Origin of the sequence: Congregibacter sp., from assembly GCF_965662665.1 — a bacterium.
GTDB lineage: Bacteria > Pseudomonadota > Gammaproteobacteria > Pseudomonadales > Halieaceae > Congregibacter.
Map to the genome: position 1 here is coordinate 1 of NZ_CBFIIF010000015.1, position 16,119 is coordinate 16,119.

General features: G+C 56.9%; 14 protein-coding genes and 2 pseudogenes. 15 read left to right on the forward strand and 1 reads right to left on the reverse strand.

From position 1 onward, the window contains the following. Together ACTG39_RS07980 and ACTG39_RS07985 are read left to right on the forward strand one after the other, a co-directional pair. Positions 1-274: pseudogene (locus ACTG39_RS07980) on the forward strand (flavodoxin); the annotation flags it as partial. 45 nt (positions 275-319) lie between these two features. Beyond that, positions 320-820 carry a PaaI family thioesterase gene (locus ACTG39_RS07985; protein ID WP_439107022.1) on the forward strand — a complete coding sequence of 167 codons (501 nt, stop codon included), beginning with the start codon at positions 320-322 and terminating at the stop codon, positions 818-820. A 26-nt stretch (positions 821-846) separates the two neighbouring features. Here ACTG39_RS07985 and ACTG39_RS07990 read toward each other — a convergent pair whose 3' ends face one another. Continuing rightward, the gene (locus ACTG39_RS07990; protein WP_439107023.1) at positions 847-1,746 is read right to left on the reverse strand and encodes a LysR family transcriptional regulator; all 900 of its coding nucleotides are present in this window, start codon (positions 1,744-1,746) and stop codon (positions 847-849) included. Between the two features lie 98 nt (positions 1,747-1,844). On the opposite strand from ACTG39_RS07990, the gene leuC reads away from it, so the two are divergent. The 13 genes and pseudogenes from leuC to ACTG39_RS08055 all read left to right on the forward strand — a co-directional run bounded on the left by leuC (position 1,845) and on the right by ACTG39_RS08055 (position 16,095). Continuing rightward, complete coding sequence (leuC, locus tag ACTG39_RS07995; RefSeq protein ID WP_439107024.1) at positions 1,845-3,290, forward strand: 3-isopropylmalate dehydratase large subunit; 1,446 nt, start codon at positions 1,845-1,847, stop codon at positions 3,288-3,290. After that, a complete protein-coding gene (leuD, locus tag ACTG39_RS08000) occupies positions 3,287-3,940 on the forward strand; it encodes a 3-isopropylmalate dehydratase small subunit (RefSeq protein WP_439107025.1) in 654 nt (217 codons plus the stop codon). The genes leuC and leuD overlap by 4 nt, the downstream gene beginning before the upstream one ends. Next, on the forward strand, positions 3,937-5,037 hold the full coding sequence (gene leuB, locus ACTG39_RS08005) for a 3-isopropylmalate dehydrogenase (RefSeq protein WP_439107026.1): 1,101 nt from the start codon (positions 3,937-3,939) through the stop codon (positions 5,035-5,037). Before leuD ends, leuB begins: the two co-directional genes overlap by 4 nt. A 4-nt stretch (positions 5,038-5,041) precedes the next feature. Next, positions 5,042-6,070, forward strand: a complete 1,029-nt coding sequence (locus ACTG39_RS08010) for an aspartate-semialdehyde dehydrogenase (protein ID WP_439107027.1) — start codon at positions 5,042-5,044, stop codon at positions 6,068-6,070. Positions 6,071-6,294: 224 nt separating this feature from the next. Beyond that, complete coding sequence (locus ACTG39_RS08015; protein WP_439107028.1) at positions 6,295-8,802, forward strand: FimV/HubP family polar landmark protein; 2,508 nt, start codon at positions 6,295-6,297, stop codon at positions 8,800-8,802. Next, entirely contained in the window at positions 8,795-9,652 is an 858-nt protein-coding gene (gene truA, locus ACTG39_RS08020) for a tRNA pseudouridine(38-40) synthase TruA (RefSeq protein ID WP_439107029.1), read from the forward strand. Before ACTG39_RS08015 ends, truA begins: the two co-directional genes overlap by 8 nt. Positions 9,653-9,713: 61 nt before the next feature. Then, positions 9,714-10,355 carry a phosphoribosylanthranilate isomerase gene (locus ACTG39_RS08025; protein ID WP_439107030.1) on the forward strand — a complete coding sequence of 214 codons (642 nt, stop codon included), beginning with the start codon at positions 9,714-9,716 and terminating at the stop codon, positions 10,353-10,355. Further along, entirely contained in the window at positions 10,352-11,572 is a 1,221-nt protein-coding gene (gene trpB, locus ACTG39_RS08030) for a tryptophan synthase subunit beta (protein ID WP_439107031.1), read from the forward strand. Before ACTG39_RS08025 ends, trpB begins: the two co-directional genes overlap by 4 nt. Before the next feature lie 7 nt (positions 11,573-11,579). Then, positions 11,580-12,398, forward strand: a complete 819-nt coding sequence (gene trpA, locus ACTG39_RS08035) for a tryptophan synthase subunit alpha (protein ID WP_439107032.1) — start codon at positions 11,580-11,582, stop codon at positions 12,396-12,398. Positions 12,399-12,461: 63 nt separating this feature from the next. Then, positions 12,462-13,322 (forward strand): annotated as a pseudogene (gene accD / locus ACTG39_RS08040) (acetyl-CoA carboxylase, carboxyltransferase subunit beta); the annotation flags it as partial. Positions 13,323-13,674: 352 nt separating this feature from the next. After that, on the forward strand, positions 13,675-14,976 hold the full coding sequence (locus ACTG39_RS08045; protein WP_439107033.1) for a bifunctional folylpolyglutamate synthase/dihydrofolate synthase: 1,302 nt from the start codon (positions 13,675-13,677) through the stop codon (positions 14,974-14,976). Beyond that, the gene (locus ACTG39_RS08050) at positions 14,969-15,571 is read left to right on the forward strand and encodes an SPOR domain-containing protein (RefSeq protein ID WP_439107034.1); all 603 of its coding nucleotides are present in this window, start codon (positions 14,969-14,971) and stop codon (positions 15,569-15,571) included. The genes ACTG39_RS08045 and ACTG39_RS08050 overlap by 8 nt, the downstream gene beginning before the upstream one ends. Further along, entirely contained in the window at positions 15,568-16,095 is a 528-nt protein-coding gene (locus ACTG39_RS08055; RefSeq protein ID WP_439107035.1) for a CvpA family protein, read from the forward strand. The genes ACTG39_RS08050 and ACTG39_RS08055 overlap by 4 nt, the downstream gene beginning before the upstream one ends. The last annotated feature ends 24 nt before the right edge of the window (positions 16,096-16,119 follow it).

The window sequence follows — 16,119 nt, forward strand, 5'->3', positions numbered from 1 at the left end:
CGGTCGGTTGTCTGGTGGTATGAAGGATCTGCTCGATCGGGTGTTCTATCCCCTCATCGATCACCGCTGTAGCCTGCCTTATGCGCTACTCATTTCCGCAGGGAACGATGGGCGGGGGGCTGTGGCCGAGGCCCAGCGCATCCTTACGGGTATCCCCTTTACGCAGGCATTGGAGCCGCGAATAATCCGCGGCGTCCCGGATGATGCTGCGATGGAAACTGCTCGGGAGCTGGGAGCTGGTTTTGCCGCAGGCCTGGATATGGGCATTTTCTGAAGGTCTGCCAAGGGGCCTCTAATAGAGTCAAGGATGCAAAAACACATGAGTGCAGAGCAAAAGGATGTTGTTCCTATGGACGTGCCTCCGGGTTTTGAGTTAATGCCTGAAGGCATGGGTTTTACCGACTGTCTGAGGCCCTATTACCGTCGTGTGGTCGACAAGCATGTGAGCTTTGGTCTTGTCGTGCAGCAACAGCACCTTAATCCCATGGGTATCATGCACGGCGGCGCACTTATGACTCTGGCGGACATCGCCGCAGCCAACAGCATTCGGGTGTTGCGAGATAAGCCGGCTGCTTCTCCTACGGTCAATCTCAGTTTTGACTTTATGGCACCAGGCCGGCTTGGCCACTGGCTGGAAACGCGCGTGGATCACATGCAGGCAAAGCGCCGCTTTGGCTTTTGCAGTGGCGCTGTCTATGACGGGGATAAGGCTATTCTGCGCTACAGCGGTACGTTTTACTGTCCGGATCACAGCGGGCTGCTTACCTCGGAAAACACTGTGCAAAAGGCCAAGGTGTTAACGGGCGACGATGCACCTTAGAGGGCCCCGAGGTTTTTTGAGTGAAATTACCGAGAGTGTGTTTCTGGGAGAGACGGCTTCCCGGACTGTCTGAGCAGCGTTAAAAAAGCGTTCGCACTGCGCGAGAGGCTCCGCTCTTGATGACGAACCAGCCCCAGAGTTCTCGACAGAACGGTGCCATCAACACGGAGGGTCTGCAGGTCTGGCCCGGCCATGCTTTCGGGTAATACCGTCCACCCCAGACCGACGACGGCCATCATGCGTAGTGTTTCCAGGTAATTCGTGGCCATGCTCAGTTGCAAGGCGGCGCCCACGCTTTCGAAGTGCTGATGAACAATTTGCCCGGTGAAGGTGTCCAGTCCAGGTAGCACCGCGGGGTAGGTGGCTAGTTCTTCGATGCTGATCCTGCGCCGACCTGCAAGGGGATGCGTCTTCGAAATCATGACACACAGGGCGTCGGTCCAAATCGCTTCACTTTGCAAGTGAGTGACATCCCCCGGGGCGAGTGTGACAACCGCCAGTTCTATGTCGCCCACCCTAAGTCGCTCGTAGGCCTGTTCCGAGTCCAAAAACTCGATGGCTAATTGCACCAACGGGTAGCTACGCTGAAATGCGGATAGTACCGGTGGGAGTCGGTGCAAGCCGATGTGGTGACTCGTCGCAATTCGAAGCGGCCCGGAAACATCGCCGTTAATGTCGCGAACCGCCTGCTCCGCCTGGCGCAAGCTCTGTTCAATTTCAGGCAGGTGCGCGAGCAGCGCACGGCCGGCCTCCGTGAGTTCTATGCGCCGGCCAAGGCGATCAAAAAGAGGCGCATCGAGTTCGGTTTCCAGCACGGCAATACGCTTGCTGATTGCAGGCTGAGTCAGGTGCAGCTGTGTCGCTGCTGCGGAAAACGATTGCCCGCGGGCAACGGCCGCGAAGGCGCGAAGATTGGCGATATCCATAGATAACCATAAGTTATTGACTATATAAAAATAATAGATTTGAGTTATTGCTAATGCAAGTCTAGGATGGCGGCGTTTTGAGCAAAGAGCACTCTGCTATGTCAGGTAAGACGCTGTACGACAAACTCTGGGATCTACATTTGGTCGAAGAGCGCGAAGATGGATCCGCGCTGATATACATCGATCGACATCTCATTCACGAAGTGACTTCGCCTCAGGCATTCGAAGGTTTGCGGCTTGCGGGACGGGATCCCTGGCGCTTGGATGCCAATTTGGCGGTGCCGGATCACAACGTACCCACGGAGTCAGCGGAACGTGCGGGCGGCGTAGCGGGGATTCTTGATTCGACGTCCCGTATTCAGGTGCAGACCCTGGACGACAACTGTGATCACTTTGGTATCGAAGAAATTCCCATTAATGATCGGCGCCAGGGCATTGTTCATGTCGTGGGTCCGGAGTTGGGAGCGACCCTTCCCGGTATGACGGTGGTCTGCGGGGACTCTCATACCAGCACCCATGGGGCGCTCGGTGCTCTTGCGCACGGTATTGGGACCTCAGAGGTGGAGCATGTCCTGGCCACCCAATGTCTCGTGCAGCAAAAGATGAAGAACCTGCGAATCAACGTAGCTGGCCGTCTTGCCCTGGGGGTGACCGCCAAAGATCTGGCCCTGGCGATTATCGGTGAGATTGGTACTGCTGGAGGAACCGGGTTTGCCATTGAGTTTGCCGGAGAAGCCGTTGAGGCGCTCAGCATGGAAGGGCGCATGACGCTATGCAATATGTCCATTGAGGCTGGCGCGCGTATGGGTATGATCGCCGTCGATGCGGTGACCCTGGATTACGTCCGTGGTCGTCCTATGGCTCCCACGGGAGAGCAATGGGATCTGGCTGTGGAGGCCTGGAGTGATCTTCACAGCGACGCAGATGCAGTCTTTGATAGAGAGGTGCATCTCGATGCGACAAGCGTTGCACCTCAGGTTACCTGGGGTACCTCGCCGGAAATGGTAGCTCCTGTGACTGCCCGGGTGCCTGTTCCAGAAGACATGGAATCTGCGGCAAAGCGAGAGTCTGCGCTGCGGGCCTTGAGTTACATGGGCTTGGAAGGGGGTGTAGCAATCACATCGATCCCTGCTGACCGAGTCTTCATTGGTTCCTGCACTAACTCCCGTATCGAAGATTTGCGCGAAGCGGCGGCGGTTGTTCGCGGACGTAAAAAAGCGGCATCGGTAATCCAGGCGATGGTTGTGCCTGGATCGGGCGAGGTAAAGGCGCAGGCAGAAGCTGAGGGCCTCGATCAGATATTTCTTGATGCGGGTCTTGAGTGGCGAGAGCCGGGCTGCTCCATGTGCCTGGCCATGAACGCCGACAAGCTGGGTAAGGGAGAGCACTGCGAATCCACGTCCAATCGCAATTTTGAAGGCCGACAGGGCTTCGGCGGACGCACGCATCTGGTAAGCCCGGGTATGGCCGCTGCCGCCGCTATCGCAGGACACTTTGTTGATGTTCGAGAATTTACCCAGAGCGAAACGGGAGCGCAGGCATGAAGGCATTCACAGTACATGAAGGGCTTGTCGCGCCCTTGGATCGCGCGAATGTCGACACGGATCTAATTATCCCCAAGCAGTTTTTGAAATCGATCAAGCGCAGCGGCTTTGGCCCTAACCTCTTCGACGAACTGCGTTACCTCGATGAAGGCGAGCCGGGACAGGATTGTAGTCAGCGCCCCGTTAACCCGGAGTTTCCTTTGAACTTTCCTCGCTATGCGGGCGCATCAGTGCTCCTCGGGCGCGAAAACTTTGGCTGCGGATCGAGTCGTGAACATGCGCCCTGGGCGCTTGAAGACTACGGCTTCCGCTGCGTGATAGCGCCCAGCTTTGCAGATATTTTTTACAATAACTGCTTCAAGAACGGCGTCTTGCCCGTCGTCTTGACGCCGGAGCAGGTAGACGAACTGTTTGTCGAAATGTATGCCAAGGAGGGTTTCAGCCTCACCGTGGATCTTGAGCAGAAGGCGGTGATACTCCCCGACGGCCGTCGCTGGTCCTTTCCGGTAGAAGACTATCGACGGCAGTGTTTGCTCGAAGGTCTGGATGACATCGGCGTAACCCTAAAGAGCGAGGGCGCTATTCGAGGCTACGAAGCGAGTCTGCGAGCCCGTTCCCCCTGGTTGTTTCGTTCGGGAGCCAGCGCATGAGTCAAACGGTTTTATTGCTACCCGGAGACTATATCGGTCAGGAGATCGTACCCGAGGCAGAGAAGGTGCTCGCGCGTATCTGTGAGTTGTACGATTTGGATATTGTCACTGAGTCGGCATTAATCGGCGGCGCTGCCTACGACGCTGAGGGGTTTCCGTTACCGGCGAGTACTCTGGAGAAAGCTCGCGCGGCGGATGCGATATTGCTGGGCGCAGTGGGTGGTCCAGCCTACGACAACGTAGAACGGGATCTTCGCCCGGAAAAAGGTTTGTTGCGCATCCGCTCGGAGCTTGGTCTGTTCGGTAATCTGCGCCCCGCAATCATGTATCCCCAACTCGTTGACGCCTCCAGCCTGAAGCCGGAGTTGGTTGCAGGACTGGACATTCTCATCGTGCGCGAACTCACAGGTGGCATTTACTTTGGCCAGCCCCGAGGCATTCGGCAGCTGGAGAATGGCGAGCGCGAGGGTTTCAACACTTATGTCTACAGCGAGAGCGAAATTCGACGCATCGCCAAGCTGGCCTTTGAATTGGCGGCAAAGCGTGGCGGCCGCGTGTGCTCCGTTGATAAAGCGAATGTGCTTGAGGCTACGGTGCTTTGGCGTGAAGTTGTCACAGAGCTCGCTAAGGAGTACCCGGATGTCGAGCTGGAGCATATGTACGTGGATAACGCAGCTATGCAGCTGGTGCGCGCGCCAAAACAGTTTGATGTCATCGTGACCGGCAATATGTTTGGAGACATCCTCTCGGACGCTGCGGCGATGCTGACGGGATCCATCGGCATGCTGCCGTCCGCGTCCCTAAACGAGAGTGGCCAGGGTATTTATGAGCCCTGTCATGGCTCGGCGCCCGATATAGCAGGGCAGGGCAAAGCCAATCCTCTGGCAACCATTCTGTCGGTTGCAATGATGTTGCGATATTCCCTGGCTTGCCCAGCGGCTGCGGACAGCATTGAAGCAGCGGTGGGACAGGTTTTGGATCAAGGTTTGCGCACCCCGGACATCGTGAGTTCCGGGGGGGCGGCCGTGAGCACAAGTGAAATGGGCGATGCTGTCGTTGCGGCCTTGTCCAACGAAGAACCAACGGGTGGAAGATAAAGAGATGAGTGATACCTACGACGTAGCAGTAGTGGGAGCCACCGGTGCGGTTGGCGAGGCCATGATTGAGATTTTGGAGCAGCGCGACTTTCCCGTGGGCGAGTTGTATTTGCTAGCCTCCGAACGCTCGGCGGGGAAGCGAGTCAATTTTCGGGGCAAGCAGTGCGTGGTGCAGGATCTTGCGAATTTTGATTTCTCAAAAGTGCGGATTGCTTTGTTTTCAGCGGGGGGAAGTATTTCTGAAGAGTATGCGCCCATCGCTGCAGATGCCGGTTGCGTGGTGATCGACAATACCTCGCATTTTCGTCGCGATCCGGATATCCCTCTGGTTGTACCCGAGGTCAATCCTCATGCGGCCGTGGACTTTCACGCGCGGGGCATTATCGCGAACCCCAACTGCTCCACCATACAGATGCTGGTGGCATTAAAGCCTCTTCATGATGCTGCAGGCATTACGCGAATCAATGTAGCAACTTACCAGGCGGTCTCGGGTACGGGAAAATCCGCGATTGAAGAGCTCGCTGGGCAAACCGCGCGACTGCTGAATGGTCAGCCTGCACAGAGCAAGGTCTACCCCCGACAGATTGCGTTCAACGCACTCCCTCAGATTGACACTTTTCAGGACAATGGCTACACCCGCGAAGAGATGAAGATGGTCTGGGAAACCCACAAAATCTTTGAGGACGATTCCATCGCGGTCAATCCTACCTGTGTCCGCGTGCCTGTGTTTCATGGCCATTCGGAAGCGGTTCATATTGAAACCCGAGATAAATTGGGGGCGGCAGAAGCGCGAGCACTCCTTGAATCAGCACCTGGGGTCACGGTGATCGACGAACGGGAGGATGGGGGCTATGCGACGCCCGTCACTGATGGTGCGGGCAAAGATGCCGTCTTTGTAAGCAGAATCAGGGAAGATATCTCCCATGAACGGGGTCTGAATCTGTGGGTCGTTTCGGACAACCTCCGCAAGGGAGCTGCTTTGAACAGCGTGCAAATCGCTGAATTGCTGGTGCGTGACAAGCTCCTGAGCTAGTGCCAAGGGAGCTCATGCAAGCGGTCGGCAGTGCGCCCTGCACTTGACGCCGCAACGCGTGCAAGGCTACATTTCTGCAAGTTGCAGCATTTTGTAGGTAATTTGACGCAAGTTGTTGTGTAAAAAGCCTTTTCTGTCAGTAAGTACGGTAAGGTCAGGGAAAGAGCCTGTGATCCGAGTGCATCGGGCAAAATGGCAATTCAGGGTGATAACAAGGCGGGGCGATGGTGACTAAGTTGGGGGTCAGAGCTGCTGTTCGTGCAGCGGTAATCGCGTATGGGGCGGCAGCATCGTTGCCGGCGCTGGCACTGGGTCTCGGTGAGATCGATATGCAGTCTTTTCTCAACGAGCCTTTACGTGCCGAGGTGGAGCTCCTCGATACGCGGCAGTTGACGGTCGACGATATCCGTATCCGTCTGGCGGCGGCCGATGACTTCGATCGCCTGGGCGTAGAGCGCAGCTACTTTCTCACGAGTATTAAGTTCGAAATCGCCGTGGATGAAACCACTAGCCGTGGCGTCATTAAGCTGAGCACTGACGGCGCTGTTCTTGAGCCCTTCATAGACTTAATCATAGAAGCACGCTGGCCCAGCGGTCGTCTCCTTCGTGAATACACCATACTTGTGGACCCTCCAGCTTTTAGTCAGGACGTAGTCACCGTGTCTGCGGTGGAGCGGATTCAGCAGGACACTGATCTGGCAAAGCCTGCTCTGGCCCCCGAGTCTCGCGAACAAATGCGCGCGGAAGAGGCGACAGCGGGAGATAACGTTGCGCTTCGACAGAGTAGTCTGCCTGCCGGAGAAATGCCCCAGCGAGCATTTTCAGCGGAAACCGCCGATGTACCGCGTTCGGGTAATCGCTACATGGTCAAGCGTGATGAGACCTTGTGGCAGATCGCCTCGGAGGGGAAGCCCGGTGGGATCTCTGTTCAACAGGCAATGCTTGAAATTCAACGTCTGAATCCGGAAGCCTTCATTAACGGCAATATTAATCGGATAAAAGCGGGATACATCATCTACTTGCCTGCCGCGGGTGAGGTGAGCTCCGATGATCTGGCGCGAGCGCTGGACGAGGTTCGCGAGCAGAACCAGGCTTGGCGCGCGGGACAGGGTGCTCCAGGCGTAACAGCCGTAGCTACCTTACGCGTATCTGCAGACAGCAGCATGGATAATGCTCCACAGCCCAGCGACCCAGCGCCGGAGTCTCAAGCCGCTGCAAGCAGCTCGGCTGAGCCCGCGAGTTCTGAGAGTACGCCGAGCAGTGTTCTGGATGCAGAGGCGGAGGATGACGTCGCGGCGGTGCCGCCCGCAGGTGAGCCCTCGGGGTCTTCAGAGCTTGCCGCGCAGTTAGATGCCATGGCTACGCGTCTGGACACCCTCGAGCAGATCGTGTCATTAAAGGATGAGCAAATCGCAACGCTGGAACAGGCGCTGCGCGAAGCACGGGAGGCCGCAGCAATGGCGGCGGCAACGCCGGCACCTGCGCCAGCTAATGTTGCGCCGACTTCGACTCCAACGCCCACAACGAGCGCGCCCCAGTCTGGTGAGATTCCCTGGCTACCTATTTCTGGTGGCCTGCTGGCGATCGTTGCCGGTGTTGTCTTGTTTTTGTTCCGCAGGCGCTCGCAGAGTACGGATGATGACGCGGGTGTGCAGCGAGCGTCTCCAAGGCAGACTGACGACGATGATGTATTTGAGGGCATAAGTCTGACGACGGAGTCCTTCGATGCTGATGACAGTAAGGAGTCAGCCGCAGAGGTGTCCGAGACCGCTGCAGCCGAAGACGAGCCGTCTGCCGAGGTGGATGAGCAGGAACAAGCGTCGGAAGGCCACGAGGTTTCCAGGGGCGGCAGCCGAGGTTATGGCGAGCGTAAGCACGACGATTATATTGATGAAGGGGCTGCGGGAGATGCACTCGCCGAGGCGGATATATACATTGCCTACGGACGATACCTGCAGGCTATTGAGCTGCTCGAAACCGCCATTAATAGCGACCCGGGCAACGCTACCTATCGCATCAAACTGATCGAGCTTTACGTTGATATGGGTGAGGAAGCGAGTGCGAAGGAGCAACTCGAAGCCTTGCGCGAGCATGGAAGTCCCGACGCCGTCATACGCGGAGAGGCTCTGGTGGGCGGAGCGGCGGCGGTTGACAACACTGCTGCACAGAGTTTTGATCTTGAGCTCACAGATGAGGTTGATACCACGGAGCGAGCCTTTGACCTGAGCGATGAGTTGGAGCTCGAGCCTGTAAGTGTGGATTCAGACCCCACAGAAGTCTCCGAAGACAGTGAAGCTCCCGAGCCGCTGAGTCTGAGCCTCGAGGATGCGGACACTGGGTCCTTATCCGAAAGCGCGGCCTCAGATGCTGAAGAAGAAGCGGACGAAATTGTCTTTGAGCACCTGGAAATTGCGGAAGATGCGCTGCTGGAAGCGAGTAGCGGTGACCTGGATTTCGACGTGAGCGAGGAAGAGCTCGATTTGTCAGACGCCTTGGTTGCCGCGGATGACTCTCTCACGGAGGAGTCGCCGTCGAGCGCCAGTGCGGATGAGGGCGAGGAACTCCTCATTGCTGATGATGCTGATCAAATGGCAACCAAGCTTGATTTGGCGAGAGCCTATCTGGATATGGGAGATAGCGTCGGCGCTCAAGGTATCCTGGAGGAAGTGATCGAGAAGGGTACTGAGGATCAACAGCAGGAATCCCGCGACCTCCTGGCACGCATTGGCTGACCAACCGAGTAGCCGACCGTTTTCTGCTGATACGCTGCCTCTTGGGCAGCGTATTGCGTTTAGGGTCGAGTACGATGGCAGCTCCTACAGCGGATGGCAGTCTCAGCCGCATCTCCCCCATGTTCGAACCGTTCAGACCGAAGTCGAGGCAGCCCTGGCCAAAATAGCGGCTGCTGATGTGCGGGTGTTTTGCGCAGGAAGGACGGACACCGGGGTGCACGCTACGGCGCAATGGGCGCATTTCGACGCGCCTTGCGCCAGAAGCCTTAAGGCCTGGGTTTTGGGTGGTAATTCTCAACTACCGATGGATATCCGTCTGGCCGACGCTGTAGCGGTAGCCGCAGATTTTCACGCCCGCCACAGTGCCACCGCTCGGCAGTATGACTATCTGATCTCGAACTCCCGGACACCCTCTGCGCTCCTCGCCAACCGGATCTTGTGGGTCCGACAGCGTATCGATGAGAGGCGCATGCAGCGAAGCTTGGAAGCCTTACTCGGAGAGCAGGACTTCTCAGCGTTTCGGGCTGCATCCTGTCAGTCCACGACGCCCATGCGCTTTATGGAATCGGTCGAGACCCATCGTAGCGGCGATTTTGTGCAGATTAGGGTCGTAGCAAACGCATTTTTACACCACATGGTGCGTAATATTGTCGGTTCTTGTTTGCAAGTCGGTTTGGGTGAGCGGGATGAGAGCTGGTTAGGCGAGTTACTTGCGGGGCGTGATCGCGCTGTGGCGGCAGCAACGGCGCCGCCCCAGGGCCTCTATTTGACTGGTGTTCGATACCCCCAAAGTACGGCGATTCCCGGCTCCGTCGATCTACCCTTCTTCCCCTCTTCGACGCAGGAATGAGCGTTCGCTTCTGCTATCATTACTCGCTTTTGAAAAAGCGATGGCAGGGCGTATCTGAGTGATGACTCGGGTAAAAATTTGTGGAGTATGCAGTGCGGCGATGGCAGAGCAGGCCTGTGCTGCCGGCGCAGACGCTATTGGGCTCGTTTTTTACCCCAAAAGTTCGCGCGCGGTGTCGACATCAGAGGCGCTGTCGGTGATTAATGCCACGCATGCGCTGGTCACGACCGTGGGCTTGTTCGTTGATCCGTCGGTGGATGAGGTATTGGCTGTACTCGAGAGCTGCCCTCTGGACTGCCTGCAGTTTCATGGTTCCGAATCAGCGGATTTTTGCGAGCAGTTTGCTCGACCTTACATCAAAGCTATTAGCATGCGGCCGGGCGTTGATATACCGGCCGCGCTTGCCGAACACCAGAATGCGCGGTCGTTTCTGTTTGATGCCTGGCGGCCTGACGCGCCCGGGGGTACGGGCGATACCTTTGCCTGGGAACGGCTGCCGAAAATGCAGCAGCCCTGGATTCTGGCGGGAGGTTTAACGGCCGATAATGTTGGCAAGGCTATTGCGCAGGTATCGCCACCGGCAGTAGATGTAAGCGGAGGGGTTGAAAGTAGCCCCGGCGTCAAAGATTCAAAGCGTATGCGGCAATTTGTTGATGCAGTACGTGAAGCAGATAAACGCAAGCATGAGGATGCAGCGATATGACTATTGATCTAAATCCATTGAGTTTCTCGAATCAGCCCGATGCGGATGGGCGATTTGGATCTTACGGTGGCAAGTATGTGGCCGAGACACTCATGGCGGCGCTTGCAGAGCTTGAGGCGGTCTATCGACAGCTATCCGAGGATGCGGATTTTCAGGCGGAGTTTGACTATGACCTGGCACATTACGTAGGCCGGCCTTCACCGCTATACGAAGCGCGACGCTGGTCCGATGAAATTGGCGGCGCAAGAATCTTTTTTAAGCGAGAAGACCTGAATCACACGGGCGCACATAAGGTGAATAACACTGTGGGCCAGGCCTTATTAGCAAAGCACATGGGCAAGCCCAGAGTGATAGCAGAGACTGGGGCAGGGCAGCATGGCGTTGCTACTGCGACGATTGCCGCGCGGCTGGGGCTGGAGTGTCACGTGTTTATGGGCGCGGAGGATGTCCAGCGACAGTCTTTGAATGTCTATCGAATGAAACTCCTGGGCGCGACGGTGGTTCCCGTGACTTCGGGCTCCGCGACGCTCAAAGATGCGATGAACGAAGCCATGCGTGATTGGGTTACGAATGTAGACGACACTTTTTACATTATTGGTACTGTAGCCGGTCCCCATCCTTACCCCATGCTGGTGCGAGATTTTCAGTGCGTGATTGGACGCGAAGCTCGTGCTCAGTGTCTGGCGCAGAACGGTAAACTCCCGGACGCTCTGGTGGCCTGTGTGGGCGGAGGTTCGAACGCCATTGGTTTGTTCCACCCGTTTTTAAACGACGAGTCTGTAGCGATGTACGGCGTTGAAGCAGGAGGCCTGGGCATCGAAAGCGGACAGCACGCGGCGCCGCTATCCGCCGGTTCTCCTGGCGTTCTCCATGGCAATCGTACCTACCTTATGCAGGACGGTGACGGGCAAATCATCCACACCCATTCGGTATCTGCGGGCCTTGATTATCCGGGTGTGGGCCCAGAGCATTCCTGGTTAAAGGATATTGGTCGTGTGAACTACGTGTCGGCGAACGATGAAGAGGCGCTGGAAGCGTTTCATAAGACGACCCGCGTCGAAGGCATCATGCCGGCACTGGAGACCGCTCACGCTTTAGCCTACGCCGAGCGGCTGGCGGCGACCATGACGCCCGACCAACATATTGTGGTGAATCTCTCCGGTCGCGGCGACAAAGACATTCTTACCGTAGCGCGTCTGGAAGGTATCGAGGTCTAAACGATTTATGAGTCGAATTGCTACGTGTTTTGCCGACCTCAAGGCCCGCAACCGAAAGGCGGTCATACCCTATATCGTGGCTGGGGACCCAGGGGTAGAGCTTACCTTAGAGCTCATGCTGGCACTGGTGGACTCCGGTGCAGACATCATTGAGCTGGGCGTTCCCTTTTCTGATCCTATGTCCGAAGGGCCTGTGATTCAGAGGGGGCACGAGCGGGCGCTGGATCGGGGTATGCGTCTGCGCGGCGTACTTGAGGTGATGTCTCTGTTTCGGAAGCACAATCAGACTACCCCCGTATTGCTTATGGGCTACGCCAATCCCGTGGAACATATGGGGCACGCTGTTTTCGCAGATCGGGCCGCAGCCTGCGGTGTGGACGCGTTGTTAACGGTGGACATTCCTCCTGAAGAGGTCGCAGGTTTAAACCAGGAACTGCGCAGGGTGGGTATGGATAATATTTTTCTTATTGCCCCTACAACACCCGAGGATCGAATCGATCTCATTGCCGAGGAGGCAAGCGGATTTATTTACTACGTGTCTCTCAAAGGCGTGACCGGCGCGGGACATCTCGATCAAGACGCCGTGACTCAGTCCGTCGCAGAGATACGCAGGCACACGTCCTTACCCATTTGCGTCGGCTTCGGCATCAAGGATGGACCTTCGGCCGCGGCCGTGGCTGCGGTTTCTGACGGGGTGGTCGTGGGTTCGGCCCTTGTCCAGTGCCTTGCAGATGTAGCTGAAGCCGGGGGCAGTGACGTCGAGATCTTGAATGCAGCGAGAGCGATGCTTGGGGATATTCGCGAACACGTCGATAGCTGTTCCTAGGCGATAACCTAAGCCGCCGCGGATGCGTATAATGTCTAGGCATTACGTGCTGGAGAGAGCTCCATGAGCTGGATCGACAAAATTCTGCCCTCGGGTATTAGCAAGACTGAAGGTGCAAAAAGGGCCACGGTGCCCGAAGGCGTCTGGACAAAGTGCATTAAGTGCGAGGCCGTGCTGTATCGACCGGACCTTGAGCGTAATGCCAACGTTTGTCCCAAGTGCGAACATCATATGCGCCTCGGCGCGCGTAAGCGCCTGGACATCTTTCTCGATGAGGATGGCCGCGAGGAAGTGTTTGCGAATATCGAGCCTGTTGATCGATTGCGATTTCGCGACAAGAAAAAGTACTCGGCACGACTTTCAGCGGCACAGAAATCCACCGGTGAGCGTGATGCTCTTGTAGCTATGCGTGGCACTCTTCACGGCATGTCCGTGGTGGCCGTAGCTTTTGAGTTTGGGTTTCACGGCGGCTCCATGGGGCAGGCCGTAGGCGAGAAGTTTTCCCAAGCGGCCCAGCTGGCGCTTAAGGAGCGTGTGCCTTTGATATGTTTTGCAGCTTCTGGCGGCGCCCGCATGCAGGAAGCATTGATCTCTCTGATGCAGATGGCGAAAACCAGCGCGGTTATTGAACGCATGCATTCCGAGTCCGTGCCCTATGTATCAGTGCTCACTGACCCCATTTACGGTGGTGTTTCTGCATCGCTGGCTCTACTGGGTGATTTGAATATTGCCGAGCCAGACGCGCGAGCGGGTTTTGCGGGTCCTAATATTATCGAGCAAACGATTCGCCAAAAGTTACCCAAGGGTTTTCAGCGCAGCGAGTTTCTTCTGGAGCACGGCGCGATAGACATGATTGTGCCTCGCCTTGAGTTGAGAGACACCATCGCGCGGAATCTGGCGAAACTTATGAACCTGCCCGCTATAGCGTCTCTGCAGGCGCTGCCTGAGGTGATTGCAGAGGGTGTCGCGCCAGAGGCGGATGACGAGGCAGAGAACGACGCGGAAGCTACGGTTGAGACGGAGTCAGCGGAGACGCCGGAGCTTGCTGAAGCAGATTCGCAAACAGATGCGAAAGACGCTGCAGTGGAACCAGCACAAGCCTCCGAAGCCTCTGACGAGATCGAGACCGAAGTATCGGCGACTGAAGACGCCGCGCAGGTAGACGAGCCCGAAGAGTCAGGCGGGGCGGAACTTGTAACGGACGCGGTATCGGAAGTCGTTAGCGAGGATGATGCTGCGGACGACGCCGGCGAGGAGTCTTCCGACAAAAAGTCGGATGTCTGAACGCACGCTCGGGGAGTGGCTGAGCTATCTGGAGCAGCTGCACCCCGTTGATATCGAGTTGGGACTGGGCCGGGTTAGAACGGTCGCCCAACGACTGAACCTGCTTCCCTATACACCCGATGTGATTACCGTCGCGGGCACTAATGGCAAGGGCAGCGTGGTGTATAGCACCGAGGCCATGCTTCGGGCCCACGGCAAGCGCACGGGGCTTTATACCTCACCCCATATCCTGAGTTACAACGAGCGTATCGCTGTCGACGGCATTCCCGTTGAAGACGATTTAATCCTCGCAGCGTTCAATGCCATAGAAGCCACCCGGGGCGAGGTTTCCTTAACGTACTTTGAGTTTGCCACCCTGGCTGCACTGTGGGTTTTTAATGAGCAGCGCGTCGACGTGGCAATCCTGGAAGTCGGGCTTGGCGGGCGACTGGATGCAGTCAATATTGTGGATGCTGATTTTGCAGTGATCACCGCAATTGATCTTGATCACCAGCATTGGCTGGGCAACAGTGTTGAGGAGATCGCCCCGGAGAAAGCCGCAGTTGCCCGGTCAAAACGCCCCGTCGTGCTTGCCGAACTCGACTACCCTGCAACACTCTTTGACACGCTCAAAGACATTGCTGCTGACGTTCTGCGCGCTGGGCAGCAGTGGTTGTGGGGCTTTCATGATGGGCAGCTCCTGGTCCAAACTGACCCCAAGGCTACGGCTACCGCCTTTGTGGTGCCGGCGGGGCTGCGCCCATCAAATGTCGCGGCCGCGATTCAGGTGAGCGTGAGCATGCTTGGGGGCGACTTCTCCGCGGAGCACGCCAACCGCGCCCTTGAGAACCTTGTTGTCCCCGCGAGGCGGCAGACCATAGAGGTCGCGGGACGGGAACTGATGCTGGATGTTGCGCATAATCCCGCAGCAATGGAGGCTTTGGTGGATTACCTGGCGGCTCACCCTGTTCAAGGTACAACCATAGCTGCGCTGGGGTTAATGGCTGACAAGGATGTGCACTCCATGGCGGCATCCCTGGCTCTTGGCGTAGAGGGGGCCTGCGCACTGGCAATTCCCGGTATTGATCGGGCGGCCGCGCCGGAAAAAATCTGGCAAATCCTTGATGATGCAGGCATCGCTATTCCTCAGTCGGAGTTCACCGCCGAGGCCGTGTGGGAACAATGGCTGAAAGCGAGCTCTCCGGGAGATCGTTTACTGGTCTGCGGCTCTTTTCACAGTGTTGCGGGTATAATGAGTGCCCTGAACATCGAACTCCCGAGTCCCCCATTGCGAGTGCTCAAAACCGGTGGATAACCTTGTAAAACAGCGCCTTGTTGGTGCACTTATTCTTGTCGCACTGGCCGTGGTTTTCTGGCCTATCATTTTTGTGCCCGGTGCTCAGCAGAGTTCTGACTTGCGCGTGACGGTTCCGTCAGCGCCGCCTGTGGATCTAACACCTATAGCAGAGCCGGATAGTCTGGGTTTGCGCGCGGGCCGAAGGGCTGCTGCGCAGGAAGAGGAGACACCGGACGTGCAGTTGCCCTCTGATGATGAGTCCCAGGCGCTTGAGCCTGCCAGTTTACCGACCCGGGATGTCACGATGCCGGTGGCCGATCTGGATGAGGCCAGAGAGACACTCGAATCGCCGGAGATAGACGCCGATGGCTTGCCCGTTGCCTATTCCTTACAGGTGGCGACCATGGCTGACAAGGCACGCGCCGAGTCCCTGAGAGATGAATTGGTGTCCGGTGGTTATAAGGGTTACGTAAAGCGCCTCCGGCGCGATGATCGCGTACTTTATCGCGTGCTCGTCGGCCCACGGTACAGCCGCGACGAATTGCTGCCGATCAAGGGAGCGGTGGATAAAACCTGGCGAGTCGAGTCGATGATCATTCGGTACCTGCCATGAGTGATTGGCCGCAGCTCGGTTTGTTTAATGGCTTCGATTGGGTGGTTGTCGTCATTGTTGCCCTCTCGGCGCTGCTGAGTTTGTGGCGGGGGTTTGTGCGAGAGGCGATTTCTCTTGCAGGCTGGGTGGTCGCTTTTATCCTTGCCAATCTGCTGGCGGTTACCGTCGCGGATCAGATCGGCGATTTGATCGCCAATCGCACGGGGCGCTATATCGTGGCTTGGTCGCTCGTGTTTGTGCTCACGCTCGTGGCTAGTTCTCTATCGGCAAAATTGTTTGCCAGTCTGGTCAAGGCCTCTGGTTTGGGGGTTCTCGATCGGCTGCTGGGCTCGGTTTTTGGGATCCTGCGTGGTGCCCTGATTGTTATGGCTCTGGTGTTTGTGGTCCGGGAGATCGTGCCCAAGAGTGAGCAGAGCTTGTTGCGTGAGTCTCAGCTGATGCCACACATCGATGTCATGCTGGCCTGGAGCATGCGTCTGTTCGACGAGTTTAGGGATGTAGAAATCAAAGGCCTGAATGCGTGATGTTTAAGAAGTCTGAAAGCCGCT